Below are 17310 nucleotides of genomic sequence, written 5' to 3' on the forward strand. Positions count from 1 at the left end.
GGAAGCGCAACGCCTAAGCACTGTGCTTCATCATGCGCTCTTTTTGCCGCGCCCAATCTCGGTCTTTAACTGTGTCGCGCTTATCGTGTGATTGTTTACCTTTGGCAAGATAGATCTCGACTTTTACCCAACAAGCCTTCCAATACATGGCGGTTGCCACAATTGAGTAGCCCTGACGGTCTCGCGCGCCCATGAGCTTATCCAGTTCACGTCGATGTAGTAGTAACTTTCGGTCGCGCGTGGGATCACACACCACATGGCTAGAGGCCTGATTAAGCGGCTGAATTGAGCAGCCCAATAAGTACGCTTCACCTTTATCAATATTCACATAGGTATCAGTAATACTGACTTTACCCTCGCGAATACTCTTGACTTCCCAGCCCTGTAATTCAAGCCCGGCTTCAAATTTATCTTCTAGGTGGTATTCGTGACGCGCTTTTTTATTTTTGGCAATAGTGCCTGTTGTTGGTTTATTCTTTTTCATCCGCGCTATTATAACGCAGTGTTTGTGCTTGTCTGCGAAAATTTCGTTTATTTGTGCGCTACTCATACGAGCCTTTCATGATAAACTACTGAATAGTTTAGAAGTTGTTTCAAGAGGTTACATGCCCAGTATCCAGCGCAGTGCTCTGGTCGCATTTAGTGCCGAGTCTATGTTTGAGTTAGTCAACGATGTTGAGTCGTATCCGGATTTCTTGCCGGGTTGTGCACAAAGTCGCATCGATGAGCAAACCGATACCACTATGCGCGCGTCATTGTTGATTGCTAAAGCTGGCGTCAAACAGTGGTTTACCACCAGTAACCATCTAACGGCTAACCAGCGTATTGATATGAAGTTAGTCGATGGACCCTTCAATCATTTAAGCGGTGGATGGGAATTTACTGCGTTGTCAGAAGATGCGTGTAAAATCGAGCTTAATCTCACCTTTGAGTTCAGTAGTCGCTTGGCCCAAGCGGCGTTCGGTAAAGTGTTTAACGCTATTGCTTCAAGTATGGTGGATGCGTTCACCCGTCGCGCAAAAGAGATATACGCCTCATGAGTGAAACCTTTACTGTAGAAGTTGCCTATGCGCTACCTGACAAACAATCATTGTTGAGTTTGGAAGTCTCACAAGGAACTACCGTAGAACAAGCGATTGTACAAAGTGGCATATTATCCAGCTATAGCGATATTGATTTAAGTAAAAACAAGGTCGGTATTTGGAACCGTGCAGCGAAGCTTAACGAAGTGTTGAAAGCTGATGATCGGGTAGAAATCTACCGTCCTCTGATTGCCGATCCTAAAGAAGTGCGCAAGCGTCGGGCTGAAAAAGCCAAAGAAGAGGGACGTGCCGATAAAGTGACCGGTGGTCGCCCCAATTCACTTAAGAAAGCAAAAGCCGCCGAAAATAAATCAGACGATTAGTATTTGCGCCGCTGCAGCCCTGTAGTGGCTAGGATCTTCGCTGAAATTTCTTCAATCGAATACTTCGTGCTGTTTAAAAACGGTATTTTTTCTTTGCGATACAGATTTTCGACTTCACGCAATTCCATGCGACATTGTTGGATTGAAGCGTAGCGACTATTGGCACGCCGTTCAGATCGGATTTGATGTAATCGATCAGCTGCGATGGTTAACCCGAATAACTTGTGTTTAAAGCGTCGCAATGCTGGTGGAAGCTTTAATATATCGCCCATATCTTCTTCCGTAAACGGGTAATTAGCGGCTTTGATCCCATACTGCAATGCAAGATAAAGACTGGTAGGAGTTTTGCCCGAGCGCGACACACCGGTCAGAATAATATCAGCCTCGTGATAGTCTTTAAGATTTGAACCATCATCATTTGCCAATGCATAGTTAACCGCTTCTATACGAATGTCGTATGTTGTTTCGTGAATACTGTGAGTACGATGCTTTTCTGGTTTCGACGGAACGCCTAATACCTTTTCTAAAGGCGCCACAAATTGGTCGAGAAAATTGTAATTAATGCCTACCGATGTGCTGATAATTTTCCTTACATCAGTATTTACGATGGTATAGAACACTAAAGGTCGTTCACCACTTTCTTGAAAACTTTCAGAAATTTTTGTTAACACTTCGTGGGCTTGTTCTTCAGTTTCAACAAATGGAATTGTGATGTGCGTAAGCTTTAAGGGGAATAATGACAGTAAAGCATGGCCGAAAACCTCAGAAGTAATGGCTGTGCCATCAGAAATATAAAAAGCTGTGCGCACAACATCTCCTTAACATTGTTGTAAATTAATTACAGAAAAAAATTAAATTTTACTTTGATATCAACGCCATTCTAAAATCGCATCGACAAAAAAGCTGGTAAACGTTTTTTAACAAAATGTACGGCAGCATTACTAAAAACACAAACCCTATGATTTAGCAAAACAGCCGGAGGCTAATCGAGTGCAAGAATACGTACTTTGGTATCAGCAGTTAGGTATGCATGATGTTGGTAGAGTTGGCGGTAAAAACGCCTCTCTGGGTGAAATGATTTCAAACCTAGCGAATGCTGGTGTACAAGTTCCAGGAGGTTTTGCAACGACAGCCTCAGCTTTTAACGAGTTTCTCGACCAATCCGGTCTCGAAAAACGCATCCATGACCTACTTGACGCACTTGACGTTGACGACGTGAACGCGTTGGCAGAAGCCGGTAAAACGATTCGCGACTGGATTATCGAAACACCTTTTCAGGCAACACTAGAAGACGCGATTAGAGAAGCGTTTGAAGAATTACAGGGTGATGCCGGTGACGAAGCGTCATTTGCTGTGCGCTCTTCTGCCACGGCCGAAGATATGCCAGATGCTTCGTTTGCAGGGCAACAAGAAACTTTTCTGAATGTGAAAGGTTACGATGCCGTAATGGTCGCGATTAAGCACGTGTTTGCATCTTTGTTTAACGACCGAGCAATTTCTTATCGCGTGCATCAAGGCTACGATCACAAGGGCGTCGCGTTGTCAGCTGGTATTCAACGCATGGTGCGCAGCGACATTGCCTCTTCAGGTGTTATGTTCACAATCGACACTGAAAGTGGTTTCGAAGATGTTGTGTTTATTACCAGCTCATATGGCCTGGGTGAAATGGTCGTGCAAGGGGCAGTCAACCCGGATGAATTCTATGTCCATAAGCCAACCTTAAACGCTGGAAACCCTGCGATTGTGCGCCGTAACCTCGGTAGCAAGCTAACGCAGATGATTTATTCAACTGACCTTGCGCATGGCAAGCAAGTTGAGATTGTCGATATTGAAAAAGCCAAATCTATGCAGTTCTCATTGACTGATGATGAAGTGATGGAGTTGGCCAAACAAGCGCAAATCATTGAGCAGCACTACAAGCGTCCGATGGACATTGAGTGGGCTAAAGACGGTGTTGATGGCAAATTGTACATTGTACAAGCGCGTCCAGAAACTGTGCGCAGTCGTGAAGACATGCAAGTGATCGAGCGCTTCCAGCTGAAAGGTAAAGCTGGTGTTGTATGTACAGGTCGTGCGATTGGTCACAAGATTGGTGCGGGTAAAGCGAAAGTCTTGGCGTCCATTGACGAAATGGACAAGATCCAGGCTGGTGACGTGCTTGTTACTGACATGACCGACCCAGATTGGGAGCCGATCATGAAAAAAGCCGCGGCCATCGTAACTAACCGCGGTGGCCGTACGTGTCACGCAGCGATTATCGCGCGTGAGTTAGGTATTCCTGCAGTAGTCGGTTGTGCCGATGCGACTCACTCAATCGAAAATGATGACATGGTTACTGTGTCTTGTGCCGAAGGTGACACCGGATATATATACAACCAAGCATTAGACTTTGATGTAGTGACATCACGCATTGACTCTATGCCTGATTTGCCTCTGAAAATAATGATGAATGTGGGTAACCCAGACCGTGCCTTTGACTTTGCGCGTTTACCTAGCGCAGGCGTTGGTCTTGCCCGTTTAGAATTCATTATTAATCGTATGATTGGTGTGCATCCGAAAGCATTACTTAACTTCGATGAGCAGCCTGACGAGCTTAAGGAAGAGATAACTGACATGATCGCAGGCTATGCGTCACCGGTTGAGTTCTATATCGAAAAACTTGTAGAAGGGATTTCGACCATCGGTGCTGCGTTCTCACCTAATAAGGTGATTGTGCGTATGTCCGACTTTAAGTCAAACGAGTACTTCAACCTTGTCGGCGGTTATCAATATGAGCCGGACGAAGAAAACCCAATGCTGGGTTTCCGCGGTGCTAGCCGTTATATTTCTGAAGACTTCCGCGATTGTTTTGCGCTAGAGTGTGAAGCAATTAAGCGTGTGCGCAACAAGATGGGCTTGACTAACGTTGAGATCATGATCCCATTTGTTCGCACCGTTGAAGAAGGCCGTCAGGTTATTGAATTGCTTGCTGAGCAGGGCTTAAAACAAGGCGAAAATGGATTGCGCGTCATTATGATGTGTGAGTTACCGTCGAATGCTTTATTGGCTGATCAGTTCCTCGATATTTTTGATGGTTTCTCAATTGGCTCGAATGACTTAACTCAGCTTACGCTTGGTCTAGATCGTGATTCAGGCCTTATTGCTCACTTGTTTGACGAGCGCAATGACGCGGTTAAAGCGTTACTTGCCATGGCGATTAAAGCAGCAAAAGCGCGTGGTAAATACGTTGGTATTTGTGGTCAGGGACCATCAGATCACGAAGACTTCGCCGCTTGGTTAGTCGAGCAGGGTATCGACAGCGTATCGCTGAATCCAGATACCGTGGTTGAAACTTGGTTGTATCTCGGTGAGAAACACGCTTAAGTAAAAAAGCTAATAAGAATTACAGCGCAGCTTTAGCTGCGCTTTTTTTTACGTAAATAGTGCTTAGTTTGCTAAACCAGCATTGATGATAAGGGCACTTTGCGCTACCGTGTCACCACAATAAAAGTCGCTCCATACACATGAAAGACGCCGCCGCTCACGACAATAACAGTGCGTTAGATACCAAAGAGCTAACCGATTATCTTTATCGTCAATCACTAACGGGATTACTCATAACCGCGATAGTGTTTGGCGCTTTATTACTGTTTTTCTCAGGTAATACTCCACCCGTTATCGTATATAGCTTGCTCGGTGGCATGTCATTGTTACTGGTTATTCGTTTGGCCGACTGGTTTAACTGGTATTTTCGCCCGCCATCTTTAACTCTTGCACTGCGTTATAATCGTCGTTTCAAAGCTTTGGCAATTTTAACCGGGATCCTTTGGGCTGTTTCTGCTTGCTGGTTATTTGGCTATCAAAGCCTCGAAGATAAATATTTTACAATGTTAGCACTAGGCTCAATGACCGGGGGCTCGGTGATTGTATTAGCAACCAGTCGCGTGCTCTCAATCGCATATCCATCGTGTTTGCTCTTACCGATTAGCCTTGTGGCAATCAACAGTAACGATGCTGCGCTGTTTAAAATTGGTATTCTCGGTTTGATTTATTGGTTATTGATGATGAATATTAGTCGTCGAGCCGCCGAGATTAGTAAACAATCAATTCGCTTTAAGAATGAACAAGTCATATTGCGTTCACAGATTGAAAATGAGCGCAACGAATTGGCACGCGCATACGCACGGCTAAGGGATGTCAATAACGAATTAGATCAAGCCAATTTAACCCTTGAAGATAAAGTCGCGAAGCGCACCGCTCAGATTGAGCGATTGTCTAAACTAGACACATTGACCGGTTTGTTGAATCGCTCTGCGTTTATAAGTGAACTCAATCACTCGATTAACACCTATCCAAACAGTCCGTTAGCTGTACTATTTGTCGATCTAAATGGTTTTAAATCCATTAATGATGCTCTAGGTCATCGAGTCGGTGATGAAGTATTGAGGACCGTTTCACAACGCTTGAGTAAAGCGGCACAAGATGCCTTATTGTGTCGTTGGGGCGGCGATGAGTTTGTCCTAGCGATTAATTACACCACTGAGCAGTCTACCCTCAAATACAGCAAAGATTTACTGAAAGAAGTGGCTGCACCCATTGATGTGGATGGCCATTTTTTAAAATTGGATGCCAGTATAGGTATAGCCATATACCCAGAGCATGCCAAGCTGCCAGCTGAGTTGGCAGAAAAAGCCGACGTCGCAATGTACAAGGTCAAAAAGCTCAAGGGCGAGGGGATCCAGACCTGCAATGATGAATTAAAAGCCGAGGTCGTAAACGAGCAGCGCTTGATAGCCGGTTTGCGGGAGTCGATTAAACAACATCAGTTATTTATTGTGTATCAACCCATTGTTGATAGTAAAACTCGTGAAGTTTGGGGCGTAGAAGCGCTAGTGCGTTGGCAGTTTCAAACTGAGTTGGTAAGGCCTGATCACTTTATCCCTCTGGCTGAAAAATCCGGCTTTATTTTGGAATTGGGGCTATGGGTGCTACAGCAAGCCTGTACCGAGTTTTTACTCCTTGAAGATTGTCAGAATAAACACCTTTCAGTTAATGTTTCAGCCTTGCAAATGCAAACCGAGAGCTTTTTCACCCACGTCCAGTCGGTATTAGAAACCACAGGTTTTGACCCGCACAAGTTGCATTTAGAAATTACCGAATCAGCGTTGATGACCGATGATCAGCAAGTCTTAGATTCCGTGATGTCGCTCAAAGCAATGGGGATCAGCTTGTCGATTGACGATTTTGGAACTGGCTACTCTAACTTGAGCCAATTAACCGTGCTGCCTGCCAATATCTTAAAAATTGACAAGAGCTTTGTTGATGCATCAGCCAAAGAGCGAGATGTGATTTTACGGGCAGCGTCTTTGATCGCCAGCGAGCTGAAATTCTTAACGGTTGCGGAAGGGGTGGAAACTGAAGCGCAAGTGAATGAACTTACCCTGCGCGGTATAGACTTACTCCAAGGGTATTACTTTGCCAAGCCGATGAACTTGGGTAAGCTTTCTCAATGGTTAAAGCAGCAAGCCAATTAGCGCGATTTGCGACGCAGTAGCCAGCTGTCGAGTTTGCGCGCACCTCTTGCTGCAGAATCTTGAGTGGCTTGTAACCAGCGTCTGGCAAACTTGTGATCAAAGCTGAGCAAAAACAATCCGGCGAGAATAAACAAGATCGAGCCCGGGATAATGGTAAACACAATTCCCAATGCGACTAGCGCAATTCCGGAAACGGTCCTGACACTTTTGATGACCATGAACAACCCATATTTGTTCTACTTACGTACAGTATACTCTACGGTACTGTGTTACAGCACTGCCGAATTGTATCTAACTATTTCAAATCCAAATTAGCGCCTATTAATGCTTGGTACATAGGTTTTTGGTGTTTGGTTTTCAGCCTGCAGACGCGTATACTTGCGGGCCTATTTAGACGAGGAGATCAGCAATTGATATTACCGGTAGTTCCCCCAGAAAGCGCAGTCGCAGCGGAATACCTTGAATACCTTGAAGCCTTGCGAGATTCCAATTTCAGCGGTGATATCGAACACAGTTACTCCAGTCGTCTGGCGGTGGCCACCGACAACTCAATTTATCAAAAGATGCCACAGGCGGTGATATACCCCAAATCAGTCGAGGATTTGACTGTAGTGGGTCAATTAGCGGCTTCGAGACCGGATATTCAGTTTTCTGCACGCGGCGGTGGTACGGGTACTAATGGTCAGTCATTGACCAGTGGCATAGTGGTAGATATCAGCCGTCACTTAAATAATGTGCTGGAAATCAATGTGGAAGAGCGTTGGGTTAGGGTTGAAGCCGGTGTAGTAAAAGACGCCCTCAATGACTTTTTGCGCCCCTATGGATTTTTCTTTTCACCGGATTTATCAACCAGTAACCGTGCAACGATAGGCGGCATGATCAACACTGATGCTTCCGGTCAAGGTTCTTTGGTGTACGGTAAAACCAGTGACCACGTGTTGGCATTAAAAGCCGTTCTCGCCAATGGAGAGGTGCTCGATACACAATCTATTGCATGCGCGGATGTGAAAAATATTGAAAACCAATGTGTGCAGACAATTTATGCACAGTTGGTTAAGTCTTGTATCCACAAACGCGACGCCATACTTGCCAAATTTCCCCGTCTCAATCGCTTTTTGACCGGTTATGATTTAGAGCACGCAGCCAGTGAAGACCTCAGTAGTGTCGATGCAACACGCATCCTCACCGGCTCTGAGGGCTCTTTGGCATTTATCGCTGAAGCAAAACTCGATATAACGCCTATCCCCAAGCACAAGGCGCTAGTGAATGTTAAGTACGACAGTTTTGAGTCAGCACTTCGCCATGCGCCAGCCATGGTCGCGGCCAATGCGACATCGGTCGAAACGGTTGACAGCAATGTACTGGATTTAGCGCGTACGGATATCATCTGGCACAGTATCAGTGATTTGATTACAGATGTTCCCAATAAGACACTGTTGGGACTCAATATGGTTGAATACAACAGTGAGGATCTAGACGAAATCGAGCAGCGAATAGCGACTTTAAGTGCGCGTTTAGACGCTGAAATAACGGCCGGTGAAACAGGGGTTATTGGTTATCAAGTTACCTTTGATACGGCGGATATCGCCAAGATTTATGCTATGCGTAAAAAAGCGGTTGGGTTGTTGGGTAAGACCAAAGGCAGTCGCAAGCCGATTGCGTTTGCAGAGGATACTGCCGTTCCTCCCGAGAACTTGGCAGATTTCATTATGGAGTTTCGCGCATTACTGGATAGTCACGATTTGCACTACGGTATGTTTGGTCATGTTGATGCCGGAGTATTACACGTGCGCCCTGCGCTCGATATGTGCGATCCAGAGCAAGAAAAGCTGATGCTTAAATTGTCTGATCAAGTGGTTGAGTTGGTCGCTAAGTATGGTGGCTTAATGTGGGGCGAGCACGGTAAAGGCTACCGCAGTGAATATGGGCCAGCGTTCTTTGGTGATGAACTCTTTACCGAGTTGCGCAAGATTAAAGCGGCGTTTGACCCGCATAACCAGATGAACCCTGGCAAAATTTGTACGCCCATTAATTCTGACGCGGGGTTAGTTAAAGTCGCTGACGCAAAACGTGGCCATCTGGATAAAACCATTCCGATCAGTTTTAAAGAGCCGTTTGAACCTGCCATGAGCTGCAACGGAAATGGTTTGTGTTTTAACTACGACACGACATCACCGATGTGCCCATCGAGCAAAATTACCCAAGACCGTCGCCATTCACCGAAAGGCCGCGCGGGGATGATCCGGGAGTGGTTGCGTTTACTCAATAACCAAGGTGTGAGTGTTAAGCGCCTTGAGGCGGAGAGCTTCTCAACGTCATTGTGGGAGCGTTGGATTAACACGCGTAAGACAGCTAAAACCGAAGATTTTTCCCATGAAGTATTAGAAGTTATGGATGGCTGTTTGGCGTGTAAGTCGTGTAGTAGTCAATGTCCGGTCGGTGTTGACGTACCCGATTTTCGAGCGAAGTTCCTATCGATTTACTATCAGCGTTATATGCGTCCATTCAAAGATTATTTTGTCGCCAATGTTGAATGGATGGCCCCATTGATGGCTAAAACGCCGCTACTTTTCAATACCATGCTTAAGCCCAAGTGGGCACGTTCGCTATTACAGAAAACCATTGGTTACGTAGATGCGCCAGTTTTATCAGTGCCTAATTTAAAACAGCGCGTTGAATCATTAGTCGATGATTACTCCTACTCACAACTTGCCAGTTTAAGTGACGCTGAGCGCGCCGAGTTTGTATTGATAGTACAAGACCCGTTCACCTCGTTTTATGATGCGGAAGTGGTTAAACATTGTATTGATTTAATTGCTGGTTTAGGTCTGAAGCCCGTTGTTTTACCGTTTAAACCCAATGGGAAGCCACAGCATGTGAAAGGCTTTTTAGAGCGTTTTGAGCGCACGGCAAAGTCAACTGCGGCGTTTTTAAACCAAGTCCATCAGTTGAACATTCCTATGATAGGTGTCGATGCATCACTGGTGCTGTGTTATCGTGATGAATACACCAAGACGTTAGCTGAGAAACGTGGTGACTTTAGCGTTAAAACAGTTCAAGAATGGTTAACAGAATATCTGGCCGAGCGCCAAGAGCCATTGCCGCAATTAAATGATGATAATACCTACGTGCTGTTGAGCCACTGTACTGAGAAGACTGCTTTGCCAGCCTCAGAACGACAGTGGCAGGCCATTTTCAGTGCGTTTAATTTGCAGTTAACTCCCACACCTGTGGGCTGTTGTGGCATGGCCGGTACTTATGGTCATGAACAGCAGAACTTAGCCAATAGTCGCGGTATTTATGACTTAAGTTGGCGCCCCGTATTGGCGAAAACCAAGGCGGACGTTGTTTTAGCCACGGGGTATTCATGTCGCAGTCAAGTGGCGCGATTTGAACAATATAAACCATTACACCCATTGCAGATCATTGCCATGCACCTGCAAGAAACTCACTAGGATAATTATGCAAGAACAACCTAAAAGCCAAGAAGAGCTTGCCCAATGGGCGAAAGAGCAATTTCAAAAAGCCAATCAGCACCTCGCTGAAAATGGTTACCTGTTTAAAAGTGTTATTACGGAAGAAAGCCGTTATTTGGCGCCATTTGTTGCTGTTTGGAAAATCAGTACCAATGACGGTAAGTTACTATGGGTGTTAAGCGGAGATTTACCGGTTGATTACGTACCGGCAGATGTTGCAGCAGACGCGCGCAGTGCACTTAAGCATTTTGCCTTGAAGTGGCAGCTAAAAGCGGAAAATATCCGCAACCAAGTAAGTAATGATAAGACGCAGATGGACTATGCTGCTTTACTAGAATCTCGCGCTGAGAGCTTGGCGGAACTAGAAGGCAACGACCAATTCTGGCAGGCATAGGACAATAGGTTAACTATGCCTTGGCAACCCGCCAAGGCATAGCGTTACTCAAACCAGTAATAACCCGCTTGGCATAAGGGCAGTAGCACTTTGGCTATGCCTTTTATTTGTTCACTAGGTATAGCGTTTGGTAACTCGGTGACGCTATTGTTCAATAACGGCACCAAACTATCCCAGTACGCCCTTGGGCATTGGAACGCTTCACCGTTCACGGCGAAGCACTGTTGAGGGTCATCGCTCACTAGGTACAGAGGTCTTAATCCTTCCAGTCGATTAAGCGTGTCAGTCGACGCTAATCTTTCAATAATAACCTGTAAATTAAATTCTTCTGTGGGGTACGGGGATAACTCTTGCTCACTCATTCGCACGATCAAATGATGCTGATAAGCTGCAGTATCAATGGCGTGCTTGAGCTGTTTAACAAGCGCATCTACTTCACGAGATGTTATTTCGGCAGGATGCATTGCGAAGTCGGGCGAGGCATCGGTATAGCGCTTATTTTCAATAAGGTTATTGCTTAAACCCTCGGTAAGAATGTCCGCAAGTAGCTCATTGTTCGGTGCGCGAAATCCTATGGAATAGGTCAGCGCACTTTCAATCGTTTGCCCTTTGTGAGGCCACCCTGGCGGGATATACAACACATCACCACACACAGTAATACAGTCAATCATTGGCTCAAATTCATCGACTTGACGCAAACCATTATTATTAAATTCAATGGACTGAAGATCGGGTTTGCCAACCTGCCAGTGACGCTGCCCTTTACCTTGAATGAGAAACACATCGTATTGATCAACGTGAGCACCAACACCTGCACCCATTGTACTGTAACTGATCATTACATCGTCTGTACGCCAGTACGGGATAAAGTCAAATGTTGAAAGTAGCTTATCGACGTCGCCAAAATAGCGCTCTGTGCCTTGCACCAAAAGCGTCCAACTTCCCGTGAACACTGCATCAAAATCGTCGAACGGACCGCTTGTTGTTTGCCAATGACCATGCTCGTCAACGCTAACAATACGACTATCTACCTCGGGCTCCTGTGCTAAGCCGGCTAAATCGTGCTCGTCGATTGGATCATGAAAACCGGGCATTAAGCCACGCAATAAACAGGGTTTTTTTTGCCAATACTTGGCTTTGAATTCTTTGACTGAAAACGTTTCGTTCAATATCGCGTTCACCAGGGCTCCAACCAAAATCACATAACATGATCATACGTTAACTAATCAGTAAAGGTGAAAACTTTCTGTTACCGGTCAAGTGTCAGTGAATAGACCACTCGAGTTCCCAGTCCCTGCAATTCCATGCGTCCAACGAGTTCACAGTGAAGTTGTTGGTTAATCGATAAGTATGTTGTTTCACAAATATTAATATGTCCAGCCACACAGTTCGATTCCAGACGGGAGGCAAGTAGCATTGGCAAGCCCCACAAGTCGTAACAGGGTTTAAACAAACCAATTATACCCGCTATCACTTTACCACTCGCTATACCGATACGGCTAAGCGAGTCAAATCCAAACCTATTAGCGATCGCTCTAAATTCCACTTCCATCTGTCTCGCGGCAAGACAAATAGCGACAGCAGGAGAATAATCATTGTTATGTTCGATTGTATAGGTTAGTGGCACGCCTGCTGCGGCTATGTACTGATCACCATTAGTTTTAATTCGTTCAATGCCATACATGGCACATATTTCATCGAACCGCCGATAGACCGCATCGAGCATTTGAATTTGTGCTAACGAATCGCGATTTGCGGCAAATTCCGTGTAGCCCCGCATATCAAAAAACAGCACGCTAACAGGTGAATAATGTTGCGGCTTTGGCTGCTGTGTTGAGGGCAATGGCGCTTGAAAACACTCAGGCAATACTCGATTTAATGCACTTTTGCGCGACGCTGATTCAGACTGAATAGCGCGCCAAAACTGAGATAAATGCCAGCGTATAAATACACCGATGAAGGTACAGCAGCTACTCATTAATAAGGCATTGAGATAGCCCTTGCTTTTTAGATAAGACTCATCAACGTCAGCACGCCACTGAATCCATTGATACTCTGCATGTAAAAAAAGCGCGTTGAATAAAACGACAACGCACAGAAGTAACAAAGGGGATTGCAAGCGAAATAAAAATACAGCTATTACGATACCTACTGGCAAGAACCAATGGGCTAAATAGTCGCCTTGCCACAGTGCACCACTCAGCACGATGAAGGACGCATACGTAATACACAGTAAGAGGTTACGGATTCCGATTGAGTGAGCTAAGCGCAAGGCGCTCAGGGCAAGGATGTGGAGGAAAATAAAACCCACAATAAATAGTTTATGGGTTTTATCAGCAACACTCGCTAGTGGAATTTGTACTATCAGCGCAATTAACAAGGCATATTGGACAGCAGAGCTTATTGATTGGCGCTGAACGTAGGCATGGGGAGATGACACTGGCTATTCCTAGCCGCAAAGTACGGCAAAATCCATTTGCCGCTAATACTAGATGGTGTTGTTTATTTGGGTAACTGATCTGTAAGACGGATAGCATCGCCAATATAGTTTGCAGGGGTTAATGCTTTGAGCGCGGTTTTAGCGTCGTCAGGTAATTCAAGCCCATCAATAAAATCCGCCATGATTGCAGCGTTAACCTTCTTACCTCTGGTTAATTCTTTGAGTTTTTCGTAAGGTTTTTCAATGCCGTAGCGACGCATAACAGTCTGAATCGGCTCTGCTAACAATTCCCAGTTGTCGTCGAGTTCCGCGGCGAGGCTAGCACTGTTCACTTCCAATTTGCCCATACCTTTGAGCGTTGCTTGATAGGCAATCATTGAATACCCCAAACCGACACCTAGGTTGCGCAATACAGTTGAATCCGTCAGATCGCGCTGCCATCGTGACACTGGGAGTTTAGCCGCCAAGTGAGCAAACATTGCATTGGCCAACCCCAAGTTACCTTCGGAGTTTTCAAAGTCGATGGGATTCACTTTGTGTGGCATCGTTGAAGAGCCAATCTCGCCCGCCACTGTTTTTTGTTTGAAGTGACCCAATGCGATGTAGCCCCATACGTCGCGGTCAAAATCGAGCAAGATAGTGTTGAAACGCGCGATTGCATCAAATAACTCAGCAATGTAATCGTGTGGCTCAATCTGAGTTGTATATGGATTCCATTCGACACCTAAGCTAGTCACAAATTGTTCTGAAAGTGCGTGCCAATCGATGTCAGGGTAGGCAGATAAGTGCGCGTTGTAGTTGCCAACAGCGCCGTTAATTTTACCCAGAATGCTCACTTCAGCGATTTGCTTGCGTTGACGGCTTAAGCGCGCAACAACATTGGCAAACTCTTTACCCATTGTGGTGGGTGATGCAGGTTGGCCGTGGGTTCTTGCCATCATTGGTATTTGCGTAAGTTGTTCGCTCAAGTCACGCATTTGCGCAATGATTTTATCTAATGTTGGCAATAGCACATCATCGCGGGCTTCGCTAAGCATAAGAGCGTGCGATAAATTGTTAATATCTTCTGAGGTACAAGCAAAGTGAATAAATTCGTTTACGGCATGGAGCTCTGCTACGTCCGCGACGCGTTCCTTCAAGAAATACTCAACGGCTTTTACATCGTGGTTAGTGGTTTTCTCAATGTCTTTTATGCGCTGGGCATCAGCGACTGAAAAGTTCTCAACGATAGCATCTAAGTGTGCATTCGCAGCTGCTGAAAACGCCGGTACTTCAGCAATTGCCGCAGTGTTAGAAAGCATTTGTAGCCAACGGACCTCTACGACTACACGATACTTCAATAAACCAAATTCACTAAAAATCGGCTGAAGTTCAGTGGTTTTGCTGGCGTATCGACCGTCAATTGGCGAAATAGCGGTTAAAGTTGAGATTTCCAAGGTTGACTCCGGTTTAGTTGATTATGCGCAATGCTTGTTGAGCAGCGCTAATGATAGACTTGCGTTTGAATAGAATATTGCGGCGCTTGCCACCCATTTGCCGCCACAAAACTGCAGAGCGCACGCCCGCTAATAACAGAGCTCGAACGCGTTGTTGGTTTTGCGGTTGATTAAGAAATTTTTGCTGCCCTGCGACTTGAATGCGCGGTGCTAAAGGGCTGACTACATCACTATATATGCTGGCGAGAGAGCCGATAATCTGGTGATTGTCAAAATCGATGTGATTGAGTTGTCTTTGCACGTGTGAAATGCGCTCACCTAGCTGTGATAACGCCTTCGGGTTCTTAGCTAACTTGCGCTCTAAGCCGAGTATGCTGGCAATATAACGGGTCAGCTCGGCATCTTTATTGCCGGGTTTATTGTGTAATTGCGCAACAAGCATTTGAAATCCAAGCTTGAGGTTGCTTAGTGAACCGTATACTTGTTGAGGATTATCCGGTGCCGTAACAAGAATACTGGATAAACTCGCTTCCGCTGCCACTTCGTCCAGTTCCCCTTTTCGAGCAACGTCTTGGACCAGGGCTGCGGCTTGACAGACGCCGGCAAGGGCTAATTGGTTTTCAATTTCTGGTGCTAACATCTTATCGAATATAACTCTCAATAATTCCGCCGCCTAAACACACCTCGTCCTGGTAGATAACTACGGATTGTCCCGGCGTTACAGCTTTTTGCGGTTGCTTAAATTGGACTTCTACGGAGCCATCGGCATTGGGTATTAGTGTAGCTGCTATGTCTTGCTGGCGGTAGCGTGTTTTAACCACAACATCCATTGGCTTGGCATGCGCTTCGCGGTCAACCCAATGCAGCTGGTCAGCGTTTAGGCCGATGGAATACAAACGCGGATGATCGGCACCTTGGCCGACGATTAATGTATTGTTGGCAACGTCTTTGTCTACTACATACCATGGTTCATCGCCATGATCGCGTAAACCACCAATATGCAAACCCTTGCGTTGTCCTAGGGTGTGATACATCAACCCTTGATGCTCACCTAACGTTTCGCCTTCGGCACTGACAATAGGACCTGGTTGAGCGGGCAAATACTGTTTTAAGAAATCAGTAAATTTGCGCTCACCAATAAAGCAAATACCGGTACTGTCTTTCTTGTCATGAGTTACCAAGTCAAGCGCCGCTGCAATCTCTCGCACTACAGGCTTTTCTATGTCACCAATAGGGAAAAGCGTTTTACCGACGTGTTCATGGCTTAAAGTATACAAGAAGTAACTTTGATCTTTATTGTCATCCAACCCGCGCAGTAACTGATACTTGCTGTCGACTAGACGGCGTCTAACGTAATGGCCAGTGGCGATAAAATCAGCGCCGAGGTCTTCTGCTGCAAACTCGAGAAATGCCTTAAACTTAATTTCCTTGTTACACATGATATCGGGATTTGGCGTTCGACCAGCGCGATACTCGGCAAGAAAATACTCAAATACATTGTCCCAGTACTCAGCTGCGAAGTTGATTGTGTGTAATTCAATGCCAAGCTTGTCAGCGACTTGTTGTGCGTCTGCAAGGTCTTCGGCAGCAGCGCAATACTCATCATTGTCGTCTTCTTCCCAGTTCTTCATGAAAACGCCTTCAACTTGAAAGCCTTGTTGCTGAAGAATATAAGCGGATACCGATGAATCGACACCACCGGACATGCCGACAATGACTTTTTTTGACGCTGGATCTGCAACGTCTGGCTGTGGTATCGCTACTGGTAAAACAATATCTGACATAGCTTGTATATAGACTAAAAATAAAGGCGCGGAGTTTACCAGAACGGCGAACTAAATTCGATAGGTGTAGGCGCGCTTATTTAGGTCAAAAGTTTCCATCTTATGCGCTACATGGGTGTGGTTACTGATGCCGGTTTTTAAACCTCTATTTGCTGATATTCACCGTTCTCTAAGCCATCAATCGTCCAACTGCCAATCCGGTAGCGGATCAGTCGCAACGTTGGGTGGCCGATATGCGCAGTCATGCGGCGCACCTGACGATTACGGCCTTCAGTGATCGTGATTTGCAGCCACGCCGTCGGAATACTCTTGCGCTCTCGAATAGGCGGCGTGCGCGGCCACAGCTGACTTGGTTCGTCGATCAATTTGACCTTTGCTGGGGCGGTCATACCGTCTTTTAATTCTAGCCCTTGCGCAAATGCGTTGAGTGCTGCTGGCGACGGGATCCCTTCCACTTGTGCCCAGTATGTTTTACTTGTTTTGGCTTTAGGATGGGCGATTTTGTGCTGCAGTTTACCGTCATTAGTCAACAGCAAGAGTCCCTCTGAGTCGCGGTCCAATCGGCCTGCCGCATAGACATCGGGTATGTTGATATAATCTTTCAACGTCTTGCGTCCCTCGCCATCAGTGAACTGCGAGAGAACATCAAAGGGTTTATTAAACAGCACTAGGGTGCGCGGGCGCTTGTTGTAGGTGACCATGTATGATTACTCCAGCATCGACAATAGGATACCGCAAACGCGATAAGTTGTGGTTTTTTTTCCTTCTACTACAAAGGTATGACTTGTTTAAACACGGATCGGCCATATACAATTGAGGGTTTAAGCAACTCCAATCTAATCCGGCTCCAAGAGCCATGCTG

General features: G+C 45.8%; 15 protein-coding genes. 6 read left to right on the plus strand and 9 right to left on the minus strand.

All coding sequences use genetic code 11. The features are described 5' to 3' along the window. Positions 1-13: 13 nt before the first annotated feature. The gene (gene smpB, locus QTP81_RS08160; RefSeq protein WP_434532971.1) at positions 14-484 is read right to left on the minus strand and encodes an SsrA-binding protein SmpB; all 471 of its coding nucleotides are present in this window, start codon (positions 482-484) and stop codon (positions 14-16) included. Positions 485-605: 121 nt separating this feature from the next. On the opposite strand from smpB, the gene QTP81_RS08165 reads away from it, so the two are divergent. Next, on the plus strand, positions 606-1040 hold the full coding sequence (locus tag QTP81_RS08165) for a type II toxin-antitoxin system RatA family toxin (protein ID WP_289364862.1): 435 nt from the start codon (positions 606-608) through the stop codon (positions 1038-1040). Next, entirely contained in the window at positions 1037-1405 is a 369-nt protein-coding gene (locus QTP81_RS08170) for an RnfH family protein (protein WP_289364863.1), read from the plus strand. Before QTP81_RS08165 ends, QTP81_RS08170 begins: the two co-directional genes overlap by 4 nt. Here the strand turns inward: QTP81_RS08170 and ppsR are convergent. Then, positions 1402-2214: a posphoenolpyruvate synthetase regulatory kinase/phosphorylase PpsR gene (gene ppsR, locus QTP81_RS08175; RefSeq protein ID WP_289364864.1), complete on the minus strand. Its 813-nt coding sequence runs from the start codon at positions 2212-2214 to the stop codon at positions 1402-1404. The two genes, QTP81_RS08170 and ppsR, sit on opposite strands and share 4 nt — an antisense overlap. A gap of 181 nt (positions 2215-2395) precedes the next feature. Between ppsR and ppsA the strand changes: the two genes are divergently transcribed. Together ppsA and QTP81_RS08185 are read left to right on the plus strand one after the other, a co-directional pair. Then, positions 2396-4768 (plus strand): phosphoenolpyruvate synthase, encoded by a 2373-nt coding sequence (gene ppsA, locus QTP81_RS08180; RefSeq protein ID WP_289364865.1) that lies wholly within the window; start codon positions 2396-2398, stop codon positions 4766-4768. Between the two features lie 140 nt (positions 4769-4908). Continuing rightward, entirely contained in the window at positions 4909-6918 is a 2010-nt protein-coding gene (locus QTP81_RS08185) for a putative bifunctional diguanylate cyclase/phosphodiesterase (RefSeq protein ID WP_289364866.1), read from the plus strand. Here the strand turns inward: QTP81_RS08185 and QTP81_RS08190 are convergent. Next, positions 6915-7136, minus strand: coding sequence for a PGPGW domain-containing protein (locus tag QTP81_RS08190; RefSeq protein WP_289364867.1), 222 nt, complete (start codon positions 7134-7136; stop codon positions 6915-6917). The genes QTP81_RS08185 and QTP81_RS08190 overlap by 4 nt on opposite strands. 195 nt (positions 7137-7331) lie before the next feature. Here QTP81_RS08190 and ydiJ point away from each other — a divergent pair, with 195 nt between their 5' ends. Both ydiJ and QTP81_RS08200 read left to right on the plus strand, forming a co-directional pair. Next, a complete protein-coding gene (ydiJ, locus tag QTP81_RS08195; protein ID WP_289365615.1) occupies positions 7332-10373 on the plus strand; it encodes a D-2-hydroxyglutarate dehydrogenase YdiJ in 3042 nt (1013 codons plus the stop codon). Between the two features lie 7 nt (positions 10374-10380). Beyond that, on the plus strand, positions 10381-10788 hold the full coding sequence (locus QTP81_RS08200; protein WP_289364868.1) for a DUF4826 family protein: 408 nt from the start codon (positions 10381-10383) through the stop codon (positions 10786-10788). 44 nt (positions 10789-10832) lie between these two features. Here the strand turns inward: QTP81_RS08200 and QTP81_RS08205 are convergent, their stop codons facing one another. The 6 genes from QTP81_RS08205 to QTP81_RS08230 form a co-directional block, all read right to left on the minus strand. After that, positions 10833-11969 (minus strand): cupin domain-containing protein, encoded by a 1137-nt coding sequence (locus tag QTP81_RS08205; protein WP_289364869.1) that lies wholly within the window; start codon positions 11967-11969, stop codon positions 10833-10835. 68 nt (positions 11970-12037) lie between these two features. Continuing rightward, positions 12038-13228: an adenylate/guanylate cyclase domain-containing protein gene (locus tag QTP81_RS08210; RefSeq protein ID WP_289364870.1), complete on the minus strand. Its 1191-nt coding sequence runs from the start codon at positions 13226-13228 to the stop codon at positions 12038-12040. 62 nt (positions 13229-13290) lie between these two features. Beyond that, positions 13291-14664 carry an adenylosuccinate lyase gene (purB, locus tag QTP81_RS08215; RefSeq protein ID WP_289364871.1) on the minus strand — a complete coding sequence of 458 codons (1374 nt, stop codon included), beginning with the start codon at positions 14662-14664 and terminating at the stop codon, positions 13291-13293. Positions 14665-14677: 13 nt separating this feature from the next. Continuing rightward, positions 14678-15304, minus strand: coding sequence for a high frequency lysogenization protein HflD (gene hflD / locus QTP81_RS08220; RefSeq protein WP_289365616.1), 627 nt, complete (start codon positions 15302-15304; stop codon positions 14678-14680). 1 nt (position 15305) lies between these two features. Continuing rightward, the gene (gene mnmA, locus QTP81_RS08225) at positions 15306-16448 is read right to left on the minus strand and encodes a tRNA 2-thiouridine(34) synthase MnmA (RefSeq protein ID WP_289364872.1); all 1143 of its coding nucleotides are present in this window, start codon (positions 16446-16448) and stop codon (positions 15306-15308) included. Between the two features lie 137 nt (positions 16449-16585). Then, entirely contained in the window at positions 16586-17149 is a 564-nt protein-coding gene (locus tag QTP81_RS08230) for an rRNA large subunit pseudouridine synthase E (RefSeq protein ID WP_289364873.1), read from the minus strand. Positions 17150-17310 lie beyond the last annotated feature (161 nt).

Source organism: Neoalteromonas arenosi, assembly GCF_030362855.1.
GTDB lineage: Bacteria > Pseudomonadota > Gammaproteobacteria > Enterobacterales > Alteromonadaceae > Alteromonas_E > Alteromonas_E arenosi.